Annotated in this window: 20 protein-coding genes, 3 tRNA genes and 1 pseudogene; 15 read left to right on the top strand and 9 right to left on the bottom strand. The window is 36.3% G+C overall.

The annotated features are described in order from the left end of the window. Positions 1-87: 87 nt before the first annotated feature. Positions 88-633 carry a crossover junction endodeoxyribonuclease RuvC gene (ruvC, locus tag I2F17_RS02000; RefSeq protein ID WP_196422095.1) on the bottom strand — a complete coding sequence of 182 codons (546 nt, stop codon included), beginning with the start codon at positions 631-633 and terminating at the stop codon, positions 88-90. A gap of 209 nt (positions 634-842) precedes the next feature. Here ruvC and I2F17_RS01995 point away from each other — a divergent pair, with 209 nt between their 5' ends. Then, a complete protein-coding gene (locus I2F17_RS01995; RefSeq protein ID WP_211138975.1) occupies positions 843-1,406 on the top strand; it encodes an FxsA family protein in 564 nt (187 codons plus the stop codon). A gap of 25 nt (positions 1,407-1,431) precedes the next feature. Here I2F17_RS01995 and I2F17_RS01990 read toward each other — a convergent pair whose 3' ends face one another. From I2F17_RS01990 to I2F17_RS01980, 3 genes are all read right to left on the bottom strand, one after another. Beyond that, positions 1,432-1,620, bottom strand: coding sequence for a hypothetical protein (locus I2F17_RS01990; RefSeq protein ID WP_211138974.1), 189 nt, complete (start codon positions 1,618-1,620; stop codon positions 1,432-1,434). A gap of 69 nt (positions 1,621-1,689) precedes the next feature. Next, positions 1,690-2,856 carry a methionine adenosyltransferase gene (gene metK / locus I2F17_RS01985; protein WP_196422098.1) on the bottom strand — a complete coding sequence of 389 codons (1,167 nt, stop codon included), beginning with the start codon at positions 2,854-2,856 and terminating at the stop codon, positions 1,690-1,692. 180 nt (positions 2,857-3,036) lie between these two features. Continuing rightward, the gene (locus I2F17_RS01980; RefSeq protein ID WP_211138973.1) at positions 3,037-3,576 is read right to left on the bottom strand and encodes a hypothetical protein; all 540 of its coding nucleotides are present in this window, start codon (positions 3,574-3,576) and stop codon (positions 3,037-3,039) included. A 295-nt stretch (positions 3,577-3,871) separates the two neighbouring features. Between I2F17_RS01980 and tkt the strand changes: the two genes are divergently transcribed. Next, positions 3,872-5,860 carry a transketolase gene (tkt, locus tag I2F17_RS01975; RefSeq protein ID WP_196422100.1) on the top strand — a complete coding sequence of 663 codons (1,989 nt, stop codon included), beginning with the start codon at positions 3,872-3,874 and terminating at the stop codon, positions 5,858-5,860. A 62-nt stretch (positions 5,861-5,922) separates the two neighbouring features. Here the strand turns inward: tkt and I2F17_RS01970 are convergent, their stop codons facing one another. Further along, on the bottom strand, positions 5,923-6,792 hold the full coding sequence (locus I2F17_RS01970; RefSeq protein WP_211138972.1) for an ATP-binding protein: 870 nt from the start codon (positions 6,790-6,792) through the stop codon (positions 5,923-5,925). A gap of 186 nt (positions 6,793-6,978) precedes the next feature. Here I2F17_RS01970 and I2F17_RS01965 point away from each other — a divergent pair, with 186 nt between their 5' ends. The 5 genes from I2F17_RS01965 to I2F17_RS01945 all read left to right on the top strand — a co-directional run bounded on the left by I2F17_RS01965 (position 6,979) and on the right by I2F17_RS01945 (position 9,626). Beyond that, on the top strand, positions 6,979-8,451 hold the full coding sequence (locus I2F17_RS01965; RefSeq protein WP_407926536.1) for a DUF3336 domain-containing protein: 1,473 nt from the start codon (positions 6,979-6,981) through the stop codon (positions 8,449-8,451). Positions 8,452-8,456: 5 nt separating this feature from the next. Further along, entirely contained in the window at positions 8,457-9,266 is an 810-nt protein-coding gene (locus tag I2F17_RS01960; RefSeq protein ID WP_211138970.1) for a protein kinase domain-containing protein, read from the top strand. 92 nt (positions 9,267-9,358) lie between these two features. Beyond that, a tRNA-Leu gene (locus I2F17_RS01955) sits at positions 9,359-9,443 on the top strand. Positions 9,444-9,462: 19 nt separating this feature from the next. Further along, positions 9,463-9,536, top strand: a tRNA-Trp gene (locus I2F17_RS01950). 5 nt (positions 9,537-9,541) lie between these two features. Beyond that, a tRNA-Leu gene (locus I2F17_RS01945) sits at positions 9,542-9,626 on the top strand. Positions 9,627-10,873: 1,247 nt separating this feature from the next. On the opposite strand, the gene I2F17_RS01940 is transcribed toward I2F17_RS01945, so the two are convergent. Both I2F17_RS01940 and gloB read right to left on the bottom strand, forming a co-directional pair. After that, positions 10,874-11,077: a hypothetical protein gene (locus tag I2F17_RS01940; protein ID WP_196422104.1), complete on the bottom strand. Its 204-nt coding sequence runs from the start codon at positions 11,075-11,077 to the stop codon at positions 10,874-10,876. Positions 11,078-11,225: 148 nt separating this feature from the next. Further along, complete coding sequence (gene gloB / locus I2F17_RS01935; RefSeq protein WP_211138969.1) at positions 11,226-11,960, bottom strand: hydroxyacylglutathione hydrolase; 735 nt, start codon at positions 11,958-11,960, stop codon at positions 11,226-11,228. A 195-nt stretch (positions 11,961-12,155) separates the two neighbouring features. Here gloB and pabC point away from each other — a divergent pair, with 195 nt between their 5' ends. From pabC to I2F17_RS01900, 7 genes are all read left to right on the top strand, one after another. Then, entirely contained in the window at positions 12,156-12,986 is an 831-nt protein-coding gene (gene pabC / locus I2F17_RS01930) for an aminodeoxychorismate lyase (protein ID WP_211138968.1), read from the top strand. Then, positions 12,986-14,044, top strand: coding sequence for an endolytic transglycosylase MltG (gene mltG, locus I2F17_RS01925; RefSeq protein WP_211138967.1), 1,059 nt, complete (start codon positions 12,986-12,988; stop codon positions 14,042-14,044). Before pabC ends, mltG begins: the two co-directional genes overlap by 1 nt. Further along, a complete protein-coding gene (gene tmk, locus I2F17_RS01920; protein WP_196422108.1) occupies positions 14,045-14,656 on the top strand; it encodes a dTMP kinase in 612 nt (203 codons plus the stop codon). A 334-nt stretch (positions 14,657-14,990) separates the two neighbouring features. Beyond that, positions 14,991-15,848, top strand: coding sequence for an amino acid ABC transporter substrate-binding protein (locus I2F17_RS01915; RefSeq protein WP_407926537.1), 858 nt, complete (start codon positions 14,991-14,993; stop codon positions 15,846-15,848). 65 nt (positions 15,849-15,913) lie between these two features. Beyond that, complete coding sequence (locus I2F17_RS01910) at positions 15,914-16,756, top strand: amino acid ABC transporter permease (RefSeq protein WP_196422110.1); 843 nt, start codon at positions 15,914-15,916, stop codon at positions 16,754-16,756. A 2-nt stretch (positions 16,757-16,758) separates the two neighbouring features. Beyond that, positions 16,759-17,436 carry an amino acid ABC transporter permease gene (locus tag I2F17_RS01905; protein ID WP_211138966.1) on the top strand — a complete coding sequence of 226 codons (678 nt, stop codon included), beginning with the start codon at positions 16,759-16,761 and terminating at the stop codon, positions 17,434-17,436. A 14-nt stretch (positions 17,437-17,450) separates the two neighbouring features. Next, positions 17,451-18,194 carry an amino acid ABC transporter ATP-binding protein gene (locus tag I2F17_RS01900; RefSeq protein ID WP_196422112.1) on the top strand — a complete coding sequence of 248 codons (744 nt, stop codon included), beginning with the start codon at positions 17,451-17,453 and terminating at the stop codon, positions 18,192-18,194. On the opposite strand, the pseudogene I2F17_RS01895 reads toward I2F17_RS01900, so the two are convergent. Further along, positions 18,191-18,771: pseudogene (locus I2F17_RS01895) on the bottom strand (uracil-DNA glycosylase family protein). The gene I2F17_RS01900 and the pseudogene I2F17_RS01895 overlap by 4 nt on opposite strands. Before the next feature lie 122 nt (positions 18,772-18,893). Between I2F17_RS01895 and I2F17_RS01890 the strand changes: the two are divergent. After that, positions 18,894-19,226, top strand: coding sequence for a hypothetical protein (locus I2F17_RS01890; RefSeq protein WP_196422114.1), 333 nt, complete (start codon positions 18,894-18,896; stop codon positions 19,224-19,226). A 103-nt stretch (positions 19,227-19,329) separates the two neighbouring features. Here I2F17_RS01890 and queC read toward each other — a convergent pair whose 3' ends face one another. Then, positions 19,330-20,028: a 7-cyano-7-deazaguanine synthase QueC gene (queC, locus tag I2F17_RS01885; RefSeq protein ID WP_211138965.1), complete on the bottom strand. Its 699-nt coding sequence runs from the start codon at positions 20,026-20,028 to the stop codon at positions 19,330-19,332. Between the last annotated feature and the right edge of the window lie 32 nt (positions 20,029-20,060).

Here is a 20,060-nt window from a genome sequence, read left to right as displayed (position 1 = left end):
GTTATCATACCGAAAATAATCTGCTGTGATTAGGCAAAATACTCCAAACTTTCTTGGATTTGTAAATATCATGATGGGTGAAATGGGTTATCTTCTTCGAGAACTAGAGCGACTACGTCCACGTGCCATGCCACCTAGTGCATTTAATACAGCCATTTTGCTCATACTACCAGATGCATGGGCATGACAAATGGCTGCGGCCAAAGCATCGGCTGCATCGGATTGTGGTTTGATGGTCAGTTTTAAAATACGCATGACCATCATTTGAACTTGTTCTTTATCTGCTGCACCATAACCGACAACAGACTGTTTGATTTGTCTTGCTGTGTATTCTGCCACTTGTAAATCTAGATTTACGAGTGCTGCAATGGCTGCACCACGGGCTTGTCCAAGTTTCAAAGCTGAATCAGGGTTTTGTGCCATAAAGACCTGTTCTACAGCCGCTTCTGTTGGTCCATAAAATTTTACAATTCGTTCAATGCCAGCAAAAATTCTTTTTAGCCTTTCAGGTATTTCTTGCGTTTCTGTTTTAATGGTACCTGCATCAATAAATTTAAGATCATTTCCCTGACGTTCGATAATACCGTAACCTGTCAGTCGTGAACCTGGATCAATTCCAATAATTAAAGACATAATAAAAAGTAGCTTATAAAATTATAAGGGGAGTATAGAGGGTTTCAATCTGAATAAGGCCAATGTTTGATGCTATTTGTTTAATTTATATTTAAATTGACTTTAATTTTTATAAAAAGGCCTTATCTTATAAAACAAGATATAAATATAGTGTTGCGCTGTGCAGCGTATATGACTTCATTTGAGTGTTAAAAGGTAAACAAAATTTCATGAATATTGTTTTTATGGTTGTTATCGGCGCAATTTTAGAAATTGCTGTATGGATTGGCGTTGCTCAGTTTATTAGTGGCTGGTATGTGTTTTTTTGGTTTATCTTGGCGGCAATCATTGGGTTTAAGTTGTTGCGCTCAAGTACAGCAACGATTATGCCTCAATTACAACAAATGCAAATGACAGGGCAAATGTCTTTAGATACCAACGTTTCACGTAAGATTGCTATGGCAATTGCAGGTATTTTATTGATTATTCCTGGACTAATTTCAGATGTGATCGCTGTCTTGATTTTGTTGCCTCCTGTGCAAAAAATGGTTGTTTCTGCGTTGATGGCTGCAATGGCAAAACGTCAGCAAGCAATGATGAATAAAATGATGGGAGGAATGATGGGGGGTACTGGATCAGCAGGTGGTGCTAATCCTTTTGAAGATCTCATGAAACAAATGCAAGGACAGGGTAATTCATCACCACGAGCAAAAAATGGTGCACAAGTGATTGATGGTGAAGCAAAAGAAGTAAACCCAGATGTGAAAAAAATTAATATGAAAGACGTGAAATAACTTTTTTATTGATGGCTCAGATCACTTAAAGTTGAGTGTCATTTGGCTTTAATTGTGTTTGATCAATGGATTGATCTGTATTGGGCAATGGCTTTTTTACGGTATGGTGATGATCATAAGAATGATCTATGAGTTGTGCAACATGGTTTTCAGAACCTTTATAGCGTTTACTTCGATTGGCTCTTTCTCGAAATTTTCCTTGATTAATTAACATGTTCATGTGCTCTTTGTATTGAGATTAAAAAACCCACTTAAAAGTGGGTTTTTATGTGGCTGAATCTAATTATAAGCCACTTGCATCGCGTAATTCTTGCATTTTATCAGTTTTTTCCCAAGTAAATGCATGATCTGAACCATCACGACCGAAATGGCCATAAGTTGCAGTTTGTTGGTACATTGGTTGGATAAGGTTAAGCATACGTGTAATGCCATAAGGTCTTAAATCAAAATGTTCACGAATTAAAGCAATAATCAGTGATTCGTCAACTTTTGCTGTGCCAAATGTATTAATAGAAATAGATGTAGGTTCAGCTACACCAATTGCATAACTGACTTGAATTTCACACTTTTCAGCAAGACCTGCGGCAACGACATTTTTTGCAACGTAGCGACCTGCATAAGCCGCTGAGCGGTCAACTTTCGATGGATCTTTACCAGAAAAAGCCCCACCGCCATGACGAGCCATACCGCCATAGGTGTCAACAATAATTTTACGACCTGTTAGCCCGCAGTCACCGACAGGGCCGCCAATCACAAATTTACCTGTAGGATTAATATGAAATTTGGTGCTCGCGTGGAACATATCTGAAGGAATGATCGGTTTAATAATTTCTTCGATCACTGCTTCTTTCAGTTGTTCTTGTGAAATATCTGGGTCATGTTGTGTAGAAAGTACAACAGCATCTAAACGTACTGGACGACCATTCTCATAAGCAAACGTGACTTGGCTTTTGGCATCTGGTCTTAGCCAAGCGAGTGTGCCATTACGACGTAATCTTGCTTGTTGTTCCATGAGGCGATGTGCATATGAAACAGGTGCTGGCATCAGTACATCGGTTTCACGGCTTGCGTAACCGAACATGAGGCCTTGGTCACCTGCACCTTGATCTTCAGCATTTTGTCTGTCAACCCCTTGTGCAATTTCAGGTGATTGTTTACCAATCATGTTGACGACAGCACAGGTTGAACCGTCAAAGCCTAAGTCTGAGTGGTTATAACCAATCGCATTGACCGTTTGGCGCACAATAGCTTCGATATCTATATTTGCCGTGGTCGTGACCTCACCGGCAAGTACAACAGCCCCTGTTTTTACTAAAGTTTCACAGGCAACCCGACCATGAGGGTCTTCTTTTAAAATTGCATCTAGAATTGCATCACTAATTTGGTCGGCCATTTTATCTGGATGACCTTCGCTTACAGATTCCGAAGTAAAAACAGCGTACTCGCGCATGAAAGCCCTATAACAGTAATTTTTTAAAGACCAAACATTTTACATTGACTTCAGTAGAATCACTAGGGGCAGTTGCACTAATTGAATAAAATTCTTGCAAAGAAATAATTATTTGAGTTTTATTCAGTATTTTGGTGAAATAAAAGCCTATTTAAAACAAATAGGCTTTTATTTTATATTTTAAGGGGTAAAAGTTTGTTTTAGGCTGTCGACTTGATGATCCATACCTTTTTTAATTTCTCCTGTTTTTTCTTTGGTATATTCTTTGCTTTTCCCCCACTTGTCAGCAGTGTAGTCTTTGCTCTTGTCCCATTTTGATGCAGTTTCAGCTTTGGTTTTATCCCATGTTTCAGCCGTGTATTTTTTACCTTCGTTGGTTGTTTTTTCAATGGCGTGCTTGTTTTTATCGTAAGTGTGTTTGGTTGCATCTTTTGCTTCGATAAATTTATCTTTTGCACCTGTATCTACTGTATGTGAATCTTTCTTAATTGTATTGCCTGCTGCATCGGTTTTTGCTTCAGCTTTATGCCATGCTTGTTTTGCATCATCTTTTAGATGTTCAGTATGTGTTGTAGCAGACTTTTTCATTTCTTGGTAATCTTGCGAAATGCTTTGTGTAACACTGTTGTTTGCACTTGTTTCAGCTGCATTGGTCACTGCACTTAAGCTAGTAACGGATAAAAGGGTAGCCCCTACGAAAATAATCTTTTTAATCTTCATTGTTATACCTTAAATATATGAAACTCATAATAATATTAGCAAGTTGTCTTATTTTTTGCTGTTAGTCTATGTTTATGAGTTTGTTGGGTGATCATAATAGTCTTGTTATGAAGTTGTAACGTAAAAAAATATTTTTGCCTAAAAAACAGGCATATTGCGAATTTTATGGGGTTACAGCTCCTTTTCGTACATAAATCATGACTTATAGCCTTTACCCCGTCGCTTTTTTTTAAGACAATACGCACAGCTTGAATACTTATTCTTTTTCTTTACCATTTATTCTTGGATCTGACCTATGACAACCCCTTTAAATGAACGTCGTATTGCCAATGCGATTCGTGTATTAGCTATGGATGCTGTTCAACAAGCGAACTCGGGGCATCCTGGTGCACCAATGGGGATGGCAGACATCGCTGATGTTGTATGGCGTGAGTTTTTTAACCATAACCCAACGAATCCACAGTGGGTGAACCGTGACCGTTTTGTATTGTCAAATGGTCATGGCTCGATGTTGCAATATGCACTACTTCATTTAACAGGCTACGATTTATCTTTAAACGATCTAAAACAATTTAGACAGTTACATTCTAAAACACCAGGTCATCCAGAATTAGGCTATGCGCCAGGTATTGAAACAACGACTGGTCCTTTAGGTCAAGGGCTTGCAAATGCTGTTGGTTTTGCATTGGCTGAAAAAACACTTGCAGCCCAATTTAATAAAGAAAATTTCAATGTAGTTGATCATTTTACATATGTGTTTTTAGGTGATGGTTGTTTGATGGAAGGTGTTTCTCATGAAGCATGTTCATTGGCAGGTACACTTGGTTTAGGTAAATTGATTGCTTATTATGACGATAATGGCATTTCAATTGATGGTGAGGTTGAAGGTTGGTTTAGTGATGATACAGACCAACGTTTCAAAGCATATGGTTGGCAAGTTCTTCATGTTGATGGCCATGACCATGCTGCCATTCGTCAAGCAACAATTGATGCAAGACAAGAAACACAAAAACCAACACTGGTGGTATGTAAAACAGTGATTGGTTTGGGGTCACCAAACAAACAAGGTAAAGAGTCGAGCCACGGTGCGCCGTTAGGAACAGATGAAATTACGCTGACACGCCAAGCTTTGGGTTGGGATACACCTGCATTTGAAGTTCCTGAAGATATATATGCGCAGTGGGATGCGAAAGAAAAAGGTCAGCAATCAGAAACACAATGGAATGCATTGTTTGCCAAATATGAATCGCAATATCCTGTAGAAGCGGCTGAATTATTACGCCGTGTACATGGCGATTTGCCACAGACATTTGCTGAACAGGCAGATGCATTTATTGCAGAAACTGCAAAAAAAGCCGAAACGATTGCAACACGTAAAGCAAGTCAAAATACGCTACAAGCTTTTGGTCCGTTATTGCCTGAATTTTTGGGTGGTTCTGCTGACTTAGCAGGATCAAACTTAACGCTTTGGAAGGGTTGTGAGGGGGTGCAAAACAATCCTGCAGGCAATTACGTATACTATGGTGTACGTGAGTTTGGTATGACTGCTATTGCAAATGGTGTTGCTTTACATGGTGGCTTTGTACCTTATGTCGCAACATTTTTGATGTTTATGGAATATGCACGTAACGCTGTGCGTATGTCTGCACTCATGAAACAACGTATTATTCATGTATATACGCATGATTCAATTGGTTTGGGTGAAGATGGCCCAACACATCAACCGATTGAGCAAATCGCATCTTTACGTAATACGCCAAATTTAAATACATGGCGTCCTGCCGATACGGTAGAAACCGCTGTGGCTTGGAAGTCGTCTTTAGTTCGTAAAGATGGCCCATCTGCATTGATTTTATCTCGTCAAAATTTAGCGTTTCAAACACGTACAGACGCACAAATTGCAAATATTGCAAAAGGTGGCTATGTATTGGCTGAAGAAAAAGGTCAATTACAAGCAATTATTCTTGCAACAGGTTCTGAAGTTGATCTTGCAATGCAAGCTTATGCTCAATTAGAGGGTGTGCGTGTCGTTTCTATGCCGTGTGCTGAAGTGTTTATGCAACAAGATGTTGAGTATCGTGAAGCTGTTTTACCATCTCAGATTCGTGCTCGTGTTGCGGTAGAAGCTGCCCATGTTGATTATTGGTGGAAATTTGTTGGCTTAGATGGTCAAGTAATTGGTATGAGCACTTACGGTGAGTCTGCACCTGCAAAAGCACTGTTTGAGCATTTTGGTATTACTGTTGAAGCAATTGTAAATTCAGTGAAAACATTAACTGCTTAATGTAATGTGATTTAAAAAAGCCTCCGCATTGTCGGGGGCTTTTTATTGTGATGTTGTGGAAATCAAAGCTTATTGAGTCGTTGCATACCCACCCAATGTTTAGAAAACTGATATGCGGCACGTCCTGAACGTTGTCCTCGGCTTTGACACCATCTTAATGCTTCAGCTCTTACAAGTTCATCATATGCAAGACCTGACTTTTGTAGATAGTGTTCTACAATCTCTAAATATAAATTTTGATCCATTGGATAAAAAGACAGCCATAATCCGAAACGATCAGAGAGTGAAATTTTTTCTTCAATGGCCTCTTGAGGGTGTAGTTCATTATATTGGGGCACATCAACACGCGTAACAGGTGTATTTTCATGCATGAATTCTGGGAGTAAGTGTCGTCTATTGCTCGTTGCATATACAATAAATGGATTATTGCCGGATTGTAATGAGCCATCTAAAGCACTTTTTAAGCTACGATAGTTTTCATCTTCTGCATTAAATGCTAAATCATCGCAGTAAATAATATAGCGTTCAGAGCGACCAATCAGTTGTTGTTCAATTAAATGTAAATCTGATAAATCATTACGTTCAATTTCAATTAAACGTAGCCCTTGATCTTGATAATGATGTAATAGTGCACGGACGATGGAGGATTTTCCTGTACCCCGTGCTCCTGTTAATAAAATATCATTTGCAGGTAAACCATGAATAAACTGTAACGTATTTTGAATAATTTTCTCTTTTTGTCGCTCAATACCTTTTAAATCATCTAAAGCAATCATTTTAGGTTGATGAATAGGAACAAGTTGTTTGTTTTTCCAATGATAGGAAATGGCGGAAAAGTCGGTGTCTTTGCGGAGTTCTGGTAAAGTTTGTTGTATTCTTTTGAGTACATCTGAAAGAGTGTTGATGATGGTATCAGGGAGTTGTAATTGCATTCTTATAACCAACAAAAGAGTATTTTTTCTATCTTGGCGTTTTTTAGCTATAAAGTATAGGTACGAACAATAAAATCTTTACGATTTTTTGACAAAGAACTGCTATATTTACGTCACAATATAAAAAAACATAGCTGTCGCTTTGGGTTGATAAACATGAGTTTAGGGTGAGTTATGCTTGATTTGATGTCGAAATATAGATCAAATATTCAACAGAGTTTTAAAATTAAAAAGCTAGAGCATCAGTTAGTTCGCGCACAAAACTATGCACAGTGGCAACACATCGCTTCTGAGCTTGATCAATGTACAGATGCTATGGCATGGAAGCATGATTTACAATCTCCTTATTTTAATGCAGAAGTAATTTTAAGCCGACTGAATGCTTTAAAACAACACAGAACACAACATCATATTTCGGCTGTCATACATTTACTTCGAGAGGGGCTAAGTTATGATATTGCCAATATTTGTCATCCGATGCTTTTTTCTGTGACTCGTTTAGGAACAAAACAGGTCATTGAAGAATATGTGGCTGAAGTCAGTGAATGTTTACGTTACATACACTTATTACCTGACTCCGAAATGAGCTTTATCAAAAAACAGCAATTTTTTGAAACATGTCAAACGGCCTATGGCCAACCTGCTTTAATGTTTTCCGGTGGTGCAACATTGGGGTTGTTTCATAGTGGTGTGTGTAAAGCACTTAAAGAGCAAGATTTACTACCTAATGTTTTATCTGGTTCAAGTGCAGGGGCGGTAATGGCTGCTTTATTGGGTACAATAGATGCAAACAATCTTGATTTACTGACACAAAGTGAAAATTTATTTAGTGATGTTTTTCAATTTAAATCATTTAGAATGTTACTTAAAGAACCGACAGGTTTTACAAGTAATGAAGCACTCAAGAAATTTTTAATTGCACATTTAGGTGATTTAACATTTTCCGAGGCTTATGAAAAATCTGGGTTACATTTAAATATCGCGGTTGCACCCTATGATGCAACGCAAAAACCACAATTATTAAATCAATATACCTCACCAGATGTTTTGATTTGGAGTGCAGTGTTGGCTTCTTGTGCAGTGCCGATTTTATTTGCACCTATCAAATTGTTGGCGAAAAGATATGATGGTCAGCATGTTGCATTTTTAGGTGATACACAGTGGGTTGATGGAAGTGTACGCAGTGATTTCCCACAAGAGAAGATGGCGCGTCTATATAACATGAATTACAGTATAGCGAGTCAAGCGAATCCACACGTTGTTCCGTTTATGCAAACTGATGTTGAAAGATATAGACAAGATTTACTCAGTTGGCCTGAGCGAATTGTACGCCAACAGGGCAAATTGCTTGCTAAAGGGGTCATGGATTTTACTCGTGAGCGAGTGGCAGCTGTACCTCAAATGAGACGATTACTCGATCATGGATATGGGATTGTCGATCAGCATTATTATGGTGACATCAATATTATTGGTCAGTACAGCTTACGGCATTATCGTTATTTATTACAAAATCCAAGTGCTGAAATTTTTAAAGAACTTCAAAAAGAGGGTGAGCGTGCAACTTGGCCTAAATTATCAATGATAGAAATGTATGCACGAGTGGGCAAAACGATTGAGCATATTATTGATGATTTAAAGCGGCAGCAGTATATGAGTTAAATGAAATGTATTTTGACATCAATATACCATATGCCATGCAAGCGTATCATCGACAATCTAGTGAGCAGTATGGGCGAAAATTATATCAAGTAGTACAACAGGGGCAAGTTTATTGGCTGAAATACCAAAAACTCAATGATGTTAAAATATGTAGTCAAATACATATCGATGGTTGGAAACGAGAATGTCATTTTTACAATATACATAAAAATGAACCATTCGTCATACCACATCAAGTGATTGATTTAAAGGATTTAAATAATATGGAAGATGAGGGTTATGGTTTAATTTTCCCTCATAAAAAAAATTATTTTCAATCTATTTCTCGAAATATAGATGAGATCCAACAATCGATTAAAGCACTGTGCGAACTTTTATTTGAATTACACTTACTTGACTATGTGCATGGTGATATTAAGAAACAACATTTTTTAATGGATGAAGATCATATTTATATGATTGATTTTGAACATAGTTTTAATATTTATACACCACTAAGTGGAATACATGCAACTCCAAGATATATGGCACCAGAATTATTTCATGGGGTATCAAAAAGTGCAGAAAGCGACTTTTATGCTTTAGGTGTTGTAATTTATGAATGGCTGACAGAGCAGAAATTATCTGCTTCAAGCTATCAAGACTGGGCAGTAATACACTGTCAACATTATTTTTATACGCTACCTATGAAGTATGAACCCCTTCAACCGATATTGGACTGTCTGCTGGAAAAATCGCTTTTTAAAAGAAAGGAAAAACTAAAACAGTTAAAAAGTATATTAAATCAACAAATTGCTATGAATCATGAAGATTAATCTTTATTTTGATTGATATTTGCACATGCAAAAACTTTTTTAATAAAAAGGCTTGTCAGGTATAGTGGTTATCTATATTATACACAGCCATTGGGGGCGTGGCGAAATTGGTAGACGCACTGGATTTAGGTTCCAGCGCCGCAAGGTGTAAGAGTTCGAGTCTCTTCGCCCCCACCAACACATGAGAGTGTGTTATAGAGGATTGGTGTAATGGTAGCATGACGGTCTCCAAAACCGTTCGTAAAGGTTCGAATCCTTTATCCTCTGCCATGATTGGGGATGTGGCGAAATTGGTAGACGCACTGGATTTAGGTTCCAGCGCCGCAAGGTGTAAGAGTTCGAGTCTCTTCATCCCCACCATTAAAAAGAAAGATAAAGCATCTTGCTTTTTTTGTGTCTGAATTTTATCGCTTTGTTTGCCTTAATTTCAAATTAAAATAATTATTCCTATAAAAACTGTTAGAACATATATACAAGTAAAAATGAAGAACGTAGTTAAAAAAGACGTTAATGTTGTTCGCTAGTTAGCTAATTAAATGATTTTACTGTCAATATGATAAAAAACACTCGAGACAAAGTATCACTTCTGTATTTAACTTTAAAACTCATGTGTATTTGTGGTTGAGTGTACTGTATCTGTAAATACTAAATATATTTTTATTGTTAAATTTATGGTTCGTGATCTGAATAAATACAGTCTAGAGTCTTTTTTCAAAAAGATGAAGTTACATTTGATTGAGAAGGGCTGGATAGCCTTCGCTACGATAAATATTGCTATGAATAACCTGAATCTTGTTTAATCATTTATATTTTCAGCCATAAAGAATATTTATATCTCATCTATTTCCTGTCACGTGTACTTATCTTTTAGGTGAAATTGTGTTGTTTGCTATGTAATAAGATCAAGAAAAATCTTCTCATTTAAATGAGAGTATATAAAACATAAACTTATTTATATTTCTTGTGCGCGCTTTTTTGGGTGATGAGTAAGATTCACTTGATTAATATAGATAAACTTAGAAAGTTTAGGTCATTATATGGTAAACTACTCGAAACTACATACACCTAAAAATTACTAAAGATGACTATACAAAGCTTTAGTATGATTAGCTATATGAACAATTAGATGCTTTCACTAAAGATATTTGATTACACATGTAAATATCTACATTTTGATAAATTCTACGCGTTATCTGCGACAAGCCTGTTGGTGATTCAGCCATAAATAAAAGTGGTTGTATTTAGAGATCACTGTGAACGGTTAAAAAGTAAATTTTGTGATTTATATGAAGTGGAATTGTTCAATGTAAGAAAAGCATATTTTTTCAAAAAGACATCCAGGCTTGAAAAAGCAAAGATGGGTGAGGTCATGGTTACACGATGAAAAGGTGTAAGTCGAATGTGTATTGAATCACGGGTTAAACAGCGATGGTGTGATGTAGGCAGGTATTTATATCATTTAAATCTGACAGGCCATGATGTATAGGGTATACCGTGATTCTTTTTTATATCTATCCTGAATATGAATAAGCTAATCTATAAAAACATTTAGTTTACTGCAATCGGTGTCTTATTTATAATCCGAATGCATTTTCCAAAACAATACTTTAAGCTTTTAAATGGTCTTCGAACTCTTCGCCTAGTTGCATGGCTAATGGATTACCCGATAGCTCACATGTCACAAGGCCGTACTCTTTTTTAAAACTAAAGGTAAAACCACGATTATCTGTTAAGCTTTTAACAGAATAGCCTAAGTTTTCTAACCAAATTTTAAACGCAATTAAATTTTTTGCTTTAACAACTTTCTTCATTTTAATAATGCCCTTTAATGTTGCCGACTTAAATTCTTTATAAGGCTATTTCACGTATTTTTAAAGGGTGAATTGATATAATAATTGTGATTTTTTTTCTCTTTTGTAAGAAATGAGTATTTCCTTGAGGAAATCTACATGATCACATTTAAAAATGATCTTTTAATGTACGAATTTGACTAAATAGTTCAACTGACTCTACACGTAAAAATGGATTGGTTTCGAGTTCTACTGATAGTGTCGTGGGTAAAGTGATTTGATTTAATAAACGCAAAGCTTCTATGTGTTGAGCACGCTCTTGTAGTATTAAATTATTGGGTTCTATAGTTAAAGCAAATTGTGCATTGGATAAGCTATATTCATGAGCACAATATAGGCTGGTATGAGTAGGTAACGCAGATAGACGTTGTAAAGAGTTGAACATGTCTTGATGCGTACCTTCAAAAATACGCCCACAGCCCATAGCAAATAAAGTGTCGCCCACAAACGCACAATCAATAGAGGAAATATAATAACAAATATGACCGAGTGTATGCCCAGGCGTATAAATTACATCAATGTCTAAGTCAGCAAAATTAAAGTTATCACCATCTTTTAATGCATGTGTAATCATTGGAATTTTTTGCTGTTCATACATCGGGCCATATACAGGAACTTGATGCACTTCAAGTAAACCCGATAGTCCACCAGTATGGTCTTGATGCCAATGAGTAAGCCAAATTTGTTCTATATCTAATTTGTGTTGAGCGCAGTAATCGAGAACGCATGCAGATTCGGTAGGGTCAATCACGATCGTGCTTTTATTATTTTGATTTTCAATCAGCCAAATGTAGTTTTGAGATGAGTTTGCAACATCAATGACATGTATTTTAATGTTTTGCATCGTATTGTTCCTATAGTGAGTACATTATCATCAACAGAAGAAGGTGGTTTTATAATTTTGTTTTGCTGATCATATTCATCATAGCTTAAGAGGTTAAATTTGTCTGTTAAACCTTGCTTTTTGAGTAAAATAACAAGAAATATAAACATAATCCGAATAAACTATAGGTGTAAATAGGTTGAGGAAGGAAAGCGTGTGGAGCTGTATTTAAAAAATGGTGAATGGTTAAATATACCAAATATTCCGATTCAAGATCGAGCTTTTCAGTACGGAGATGGTTGTTTTACAACAGCTAAAATACAGCAAAACAATATTTTACTTTGGGAAAGACATCTACAACGTTTAAAAAGAGATTGTGATAAATTACATTTACAGCCCTGTTTTCATCATTTAGAACAGCTTGTTGCTGATTTACAAAAATTTAGTGGAATGGATAGCCTGACGGGAACCATAAAAATCATTATCAGCCGTGGCCAAAGCCATCGAGGCTATGGATTTTCTCATTCACAAAAATCAGATGTTTATGTCTGTTTTTATCCAAATCATGCGATCCAAATCAATTATAATGAAATTCATTCTGATGTTTTAACATTGCCTATTTCAGCGCAACTGATGCCTATATTGGTTGGAGTGAAATCATTAAATCGTTTAGAGCAAGTTTTATTGAAACGTGAAGCAAAAACCAAAGGTGTTGATGAAGCCTTGGTATTAGATACAAATCAAAGAGTCATTGAAGGTGTGAGTAGTAATTGTTTTTTATATGTGGGAGGAGTCTGGCAGACGCCTAAACTTATCGGTGCTGGAATACAAGGTGTTATGCGAGAAGAAATTTTAGTTCGTATGCGCTCTGTGGATATTGATGTCTGTGAGACGGATATATATAAACCGATGTTATCGCAAGTGGATGCTTTATTTTTTTGTAACGCACTGCATCCTATGCAAGCAGTACATACTTTTTCAGGACGTCGTTTAGATTGCTCAATGACCCAAGCGTTGTTTAATCTGTTGAGATTGGAGCACATATAATGGGTTCAGATGCACTTAAAAAGAACGCAAAAAAACCTATAATGGGTCGAATATTAATGGTCTGCTTCATTTTAGCCACTATATTGATGATTTTTGTGGTCTATAAAATGAGTTTAGGACGTATTTATCCGGTAACAGCCAATAAGCAATTTATTTCAATTAACAATGGTGAAACCTATAGTGGTTTAATTGATAAATTGGCTGAGCGAAACAAAGTAGAGTTTCCATGGGTATTGAAAGCGTATCGAAAACTATTTATACAAAGTCAGCTTAAAGCAGGTGTTTACGAAATTCATTCTGGCATGACGGTAAAAGAAGTCTTTGATTTAATGTCAGATGCAGATAATGCACAAATGAATAAAATTATGGTCATTGATGGAACAACGTCTAAACAATTACTTGAACGTTTAAAAAAAGATCCAAATGTTGTGAAAACGGTTGTGAATTTGCCTGAATCAGAAATGATGAAAGCGTTAGATATTCCTTATGCGAATTTAGAAGGATTGCTTGCACCAGATACTTATTTTTTTATGAAAGGCGAGACAGATAAAAAAATCATACTACATTTATATCACCGTCAAATGGATACATTAGAACGTGAATGGCAAGCTAGATCTCATGGATTGCCGTATAAAAACAAATATGAAGCCCTCATCATGGCATCTATTGTTAAAAAAGAAACCAGCTTAGATCGAGAGTTAACACAAGTATCTGGTGTTTTTGCACGCCGTTTACAGCAAGGTATGCGTTTACAAACAGACCCTACAGTCATTTACGGGATGGGAGATGACTACAATGGGAAAATTACAAAACAAAATTTACGCACGCCAACGGCTTACAATACTTATACCATTACAGGATTACCTCCAACTCCAATTGCTTTACCAGACGAAAAATCTATAAATGCAGTGATGCACCCAGATGACTCAAAAAATGTCTATTTTGTAGCAACAGGGAATGGTGGTCATAAATTTAGTGAAAACTTGACGGATCATAACCAAGCTGTGCAAGAATATCTTTCAGTTTTAAGATCTAAAAAAGATGGAGTAACACCTTAAATGTTTATTAGTTTTGAAGGTACAGAAGGTGTGGGTAAGAGTACGCTAATTCAGCGAATTTATGATCATCTGATTCAACAAGCAAAGCAAGTGACCTTGACTCGAGAACCAGGGGGAACAGCGATTGCTGAAAAAATCCGAGCATTACTACTTGAAATTCATGATGAACAAATGTCTTCGGAAACAGAGCTTTTATTAATGTATGCAGCACGTAGTCAACATTTATCGCATGTGATTTTACCAGCATTAAATATGAATCATATTGTATTATGTGATCGTTTTACAGATGCAAGTTTTGCCTATCAGGTAATGGGGCGTGGTCTAGATGCAGAAAAACTTCATACCCTAAATCAAACATTTATTTCTCGTATGCCAGATTTAACGCTTTGGTTAGATGCGCCTGTTGAAGTGGGCATGGCACGGGCAAAAGCACGTGGTGAGTTAGATCGCTTTGAGCAAGAAAAAGTCTCTTTTTTTAATAAAGTTCGTTCAGGTTATCAGTTTTTACATGAAACACAGCCAAGTCGAGTGAAAAAAATTGATGCAACTCAGACATCTGAAGAAGTGTTGGCTCAGGCACTAAAATACATAGATCTACACGTTGCAACTTAAAATAGCAATAATGCCCACTAATTGGGCATTATTTTTTTAATGACTAATTTTGGTGCAAAAAAATTATTGTACTATTTTTTACATATCTAACTTAGATTAAATACATATTAATTTATAAATAAAATAATTTAACCAATACAGTGTGATAATCATTATAAATAGACACTTTTTAATCAAATGTGATACCTGCTTCAAAGTTGGTACAGTATTTGCTTCTAATTGGTTAGGGTTTTGGTAATCTTTTTTATATCTAAAAAAGAGGCTAAAACAGGGCGAAGTCTTAGAGGTTTAAGTAATGAAATTTTTATCAAAATCTGCGCTAATTTCAGCATTAATGGTGTCTAGTTTCGGTGGTCTAGTGACTTCAGCAAATGCCGCTGATACGTTAGAGAAAATTAAAACGAGTGGTAAAATTATTATTGGTCACCGTGAATCGTCTGACCCTATTTCATATGTTGCTGGTGGTAAAGCCGTTGGTTACGCGGTTGATATTTGCAACAATGTGGCAAATGAAATTAAAAAAGAATTAAAAATGCCTAACCTGCAAGTAGAATATAAAGCAATCACATCTTCTACTCGTATTCCTGAACTGTTGTCAGGAAATATCGATATGGAATGTGGTACAACAACCAACTCTAAACAACGTCAAGAACAGGTTGGTTTTTCTACGAACTATTATGCAACTGAAGTTCGTATGGCAGTAAAAGCAGCATCTAGTATTAAGAGTATTGCAGATTTAAATGGTAAAGCCGTTGTAACTACTCAAGGTACAACATCTGATAAATACATTAAAATGAATGAAAAAGGTCAACAAGTAAACGTACAAAATGTTTACGGTAAAGACCATGCAGATTCATTTGCAATGCTTGCGTCTGGCCGTGCAGCCGCATTTGTGATGGATGACAATATTCTTGCAGGACTCATTGCAAAATCATCAAATCCGAAAGACTTTGCTATTGTTGGTCCTGTACTGTCATCTGAGCCTTACGGCATTATGTTGGCTAAAGGCGATACAAAAATGAAAGCAGTTGCAGATCGTGTAGTCACTGGTATGTGGAAATCTGGGCAAATGGATCAATTATACAAAAAATGGTTCCAATCACCGATTGCACCTAAAAATGTAAACTTGAATATGCATCAAAGTGAATCATTCAAACAGTTGAAACAACATCCTACCGACGCTGGTGTTTAATAGACCAACGTGCTAAATACTGACTATCTTTTAAAGATAGTCAGTCTATTTTTTTAGGGGGATTTATGTCATTTGGTTCATTAAATTGGACAGTATTTTGTTCGGCTTCAAATGAGTTTGGGGTAGACAAAGCTGGATGGGCTGAGTCGATATGCCAACATATTGGTGGGCAAAGTTATTCTGCAGCTGCAGAAGCACCAACATGGTTGCAAATGCTTGGCTCTGGGGTGTTCACTATGGTGTGGACAGCATTCGGCGCATTCATTATCGCTTTCTTTTTAGGCTCTTTACTTGGGGTTGCTCGCACACTACCAAATAAGTGGTTAGCTGGTGTGGGAAATGTGTACGTTGAAATATTCCGAAACGTACCACTCATTGTGCAACTATTTTTTTGGGCATTTATTTTTCCAGAGTTTCTACCACATAGTATTAGTAGTGGTAGTGGTGAGTTGGTTGCTGGTGGTTGGTGGAAAGGTTTACTAAATACCCATCCTGCTGCTATTGGTGTATTGGCTTTAGGTTTATATACCGCAGCGCGTGTATCTGAACACATACGTGCAGGTATTTTGACGGTTTCTCGTGGTCAAAAATTTGCATCATCTGCAATGGGTTTTACAACGGCTCAAAGCTATCGTTACGTTATACTGCCTATTGCTTATCGTATGGTGTGGCCAACGGTAACCTCTGAAGCAATGAATGTGTTTAAAAATTCAGCTGTATTGTATGCTTTGAGTGTATTAACCTTTTTCGCATATACCAAAACCATGCGAGAAGAAACATCTCAAGATATTGTTATTTTAATTCTATCTACACCTGTGTATTTGGTTATTACATATTTGATTAAATACTTAATGGTATGGATTGAGAAAAAAATGGCTGTACCTGGTCTTGGTTCGGGAGGTAAATAAGCATGGATTTTAGTTTACTACAGCATGCAGAAGTCTCTCAGGCATTATTAAAAGGCTTACAATTTACACTGACAGTCACAGTTTTATCGATGATTGGTGGTATTTTAATTGGTACGCCATTAGCAATGATGCGTTTATCTAATAACAAGTTTGCAAGTAACTTTGCTAAAGTATATGTAGATTGTTTTCGTGGTATTCCACTCATTCAAGTGATTTTTATTTTTTACTTTTTACTCCCAAAAGTTTTTGAATTTCAAACAGATACATATTATGGGCCGTTGTTTTCAAGTGTGATTACATTTGCAATTTTTGAAGCGGCTTTTTTCTCTGAAATTGTTCGTTCAGGAATACAATCTATTTCTAAAGGACAAGTTTCAGCAGGGTATGCGATTGGTTTTACGTATAGCCAATCTATGCGCTATGTTGTGTTACCACAGGCCTTTCGTAACATGATTCCTGTGTTGTTAACACAAACTATTATCTTATTCCAAGATGTTTCTTTGGTCTATGTGATCAGTGCACCTGACTTTTTAGGAAATGCAGATACATTATCAAATACTTATGGTCCAGAAACCAAAGCGACATTTTATGCAGTAGTTGCGATCGTTTATTTTGCTATTTCTTTCTTCTTGTCTCGTTTAGTGAAACGTTTACAAGAAAAAATAGCCATCATACGTTAGTAGGGAAATTAAATATGCCAATGATTGACATCCAACATATCTCTAAATGGTATGGTGACTTCCGAGTATTGACAGATTGTTCAACCTCAATTGAAAAAGGTGATGTAGTTGTTGTCTGTGGACCATCAGGGTCTGGAAAATCAACACTCATTAAAACAGTGAATGCTCTTGAGCCTTTTCAAAAAGGTAATATTATTGTCAATGGTGCATCACTAAAAGACTCTAAAACTAACTTGGCGCAATTTAGATCACAAGTGGGTATGGTCTTTCAGCATTTTGAGCTGTTTCCACATATGACAGTGATGGAAAACCTAACAATTGCACAAGTAAAAGTTTTAGGGCGTAACCTAGCAGACGCACAGAAAAAAGCACAGCAATATCTTGATCGTGTAGGCATGCTTGCGCATAAAGATAAATTTCCAGGCCAGCTTTCAGGTGGTCAACAGCAACGTATTGCAATTGCTCGTGGCTTATGTATGGACCCTGTGTGCATGTTGTTTGATGAACCAACGTCTGCACTTGACCCTGAAATGGTCGGAGAAGTTCTAGATGTTATGGTTCAGCTTGCAAATGAAGGCATGACGATGATGTGTGTTACCCATGAAATGGGGTTTGCAAAAAAAGTATCTAACCGTTTGATCTTTATGGATGCAGGTGAGATTTTAGAAGACTGTTCAACGAAAGACTTCTTTGAAAATATTGATGAGCGTCATGAGCGTGCACGTATTTTCTTAGACAAAATTCAAGCAGTACATTAAATAATTTGAATTTCTTGAAAAAATTGTCGATATGCTTCTACTTTTTTTTCTAAAGCTAAAGGATATGCTCTAGAGCTAGAGGGTAAGCGGTATAGGTTAAATGGTTTTTGATGTATCTTAACCTGACTAGGCTGCCCAATTTTAGGTGTGGGCGTATCTGAAAAATGCAACATCATCGCCTGTGTTGCTTTTTCCCCGGTGGTCATGATGGTATGACAATCGGGGATTTTTTTGAGTAATTCAACCAAATTGGTGGGTTCTACAATGTGTAAGTGTAAGTCAGATGCATTGTGTTTTTTTCGAATAACTTTATATGCTGTATCAAAAATACCAATTTCTTTTGTGATTAAAAATTCTTTAATTTGCTCTAATTTGAATTGTTTATGCGCTAAGTCTAAAAAATAATTTTTTTCATTAAAAAAATGATTCCCATAATACGCCACATATCATTTTGATAGTTTGGATAATAAAAATCCATTTTCCATTTATTTTTTGGTGGTGGAAAGCTACCGAGTAAGAGTACTTTTGTTTTGCTTGGTAGAAATGGCGATAGAGGATGTGTTTCTATATCATGCATACTTTTTATCTTGCCTCAATGAAGTTGTAATCGAAGTAGATGTATTTTAGCTGAAATGAATTATGGATCTATATCTGTTCATGATATGGTTGTGAGTATCTTAAAGCATTAAAGTTGATTTTATGTACGAATATAACTATAGAACAGGTTGGGGTGAAGCTAAATATGACTTTAGTACGGAGTTAAATAAAGAAGTCCAAGCATTAGGTGAGCCAACCACACAAGAGCAAGCAATTGAAGAGTTGGGCTATATTTGTGATCAGAGTCTATTTTTTAACCCTGAAAACTCTCCAAAGTACATTACAGTGCTCATTGCAAAAGATGTCACTCCTGACTTATATCAGTATATTGTTATTTTTGCATTATATACCGACAGTGTAGAGTATTTTGGTGTAACAGATACCCCGAGTCTTATTGAATTACTGGGCAAGCTTGTGCCATTGGTGCAGTATTAATTGAAACGTATCCACCGTATAGCAAACATAATGAAAAATGAGCTGTTATACGGTGATATGACGATAAAATGGCATTTATACTTATAAGATGTCTGTACTATGTCTAGTGCGTAGACTGACTGATAAATGATTCATACCCTTTTTTTCTTAATTCACACGATGGGCAATCGTCACAGCCATATCCCCAAGCATGAAAATGTGTACGATCACCGTTATAACAGGTATGTGTTTCTTTAATGACGTAATCTATCGCATTTTGGCCAGCAAGAGATTGAGTCATTTGCCATGTTTCACATTTATCGATCCACATGAGTGGCGTGTGTATGACAATTTTCTTATCTAATCCTAAATTTAATGCAACTTGTAGTGCTTTCATCGTGTTATCTCTGCAATCTGGATAACCAGAAAAGTCTGTTTCACATACACCTGTAATGATATGTTCAATATCGTGTTTATAGGCAATGGTACTTGCAACATTTAAGAAAATTAAATTACGGCCAGGTACGAATGTATTGGGATATTTTTCAGTCTGATCTATATTGACGTCATGTGTTAAAGAAGTGGTATTAACCTGTGATAAAAAATCTAAATTAAAAATGTGGTCTAATTTTAACTTATTTTTCCATGTAGGTTTAATGGATTCGATAGAGCGTAAAATTTGATGACGACAGTCCATCTCAACATGATGTTTTTGTCCGTATTCAAAGCCTACAGTATAAACTTCATGAAAGTTTTCAAGTGCCCACATCAGACATGTGGTTGAGTCTTGACCGCCAGAAAATAAAACTAATGCTTTATTCATGTTTAATTGCCTACTTGAATAATGATGAATGT

It is taken from the genome of Acinetobacter baretiae (genome assembly GCF_015627105.1).
In the GTDB taxonomy this organism is placed as follows: Bacteria; Pseudomonadota; Gammaproteobacteria; order Pseudomonadales; family Moraxellaceae; genus Acinetobacter; species Acinetobacter baretiae.
This window is presented reverse-complemented; position numbering and strand designations above follow the sequence as displayed.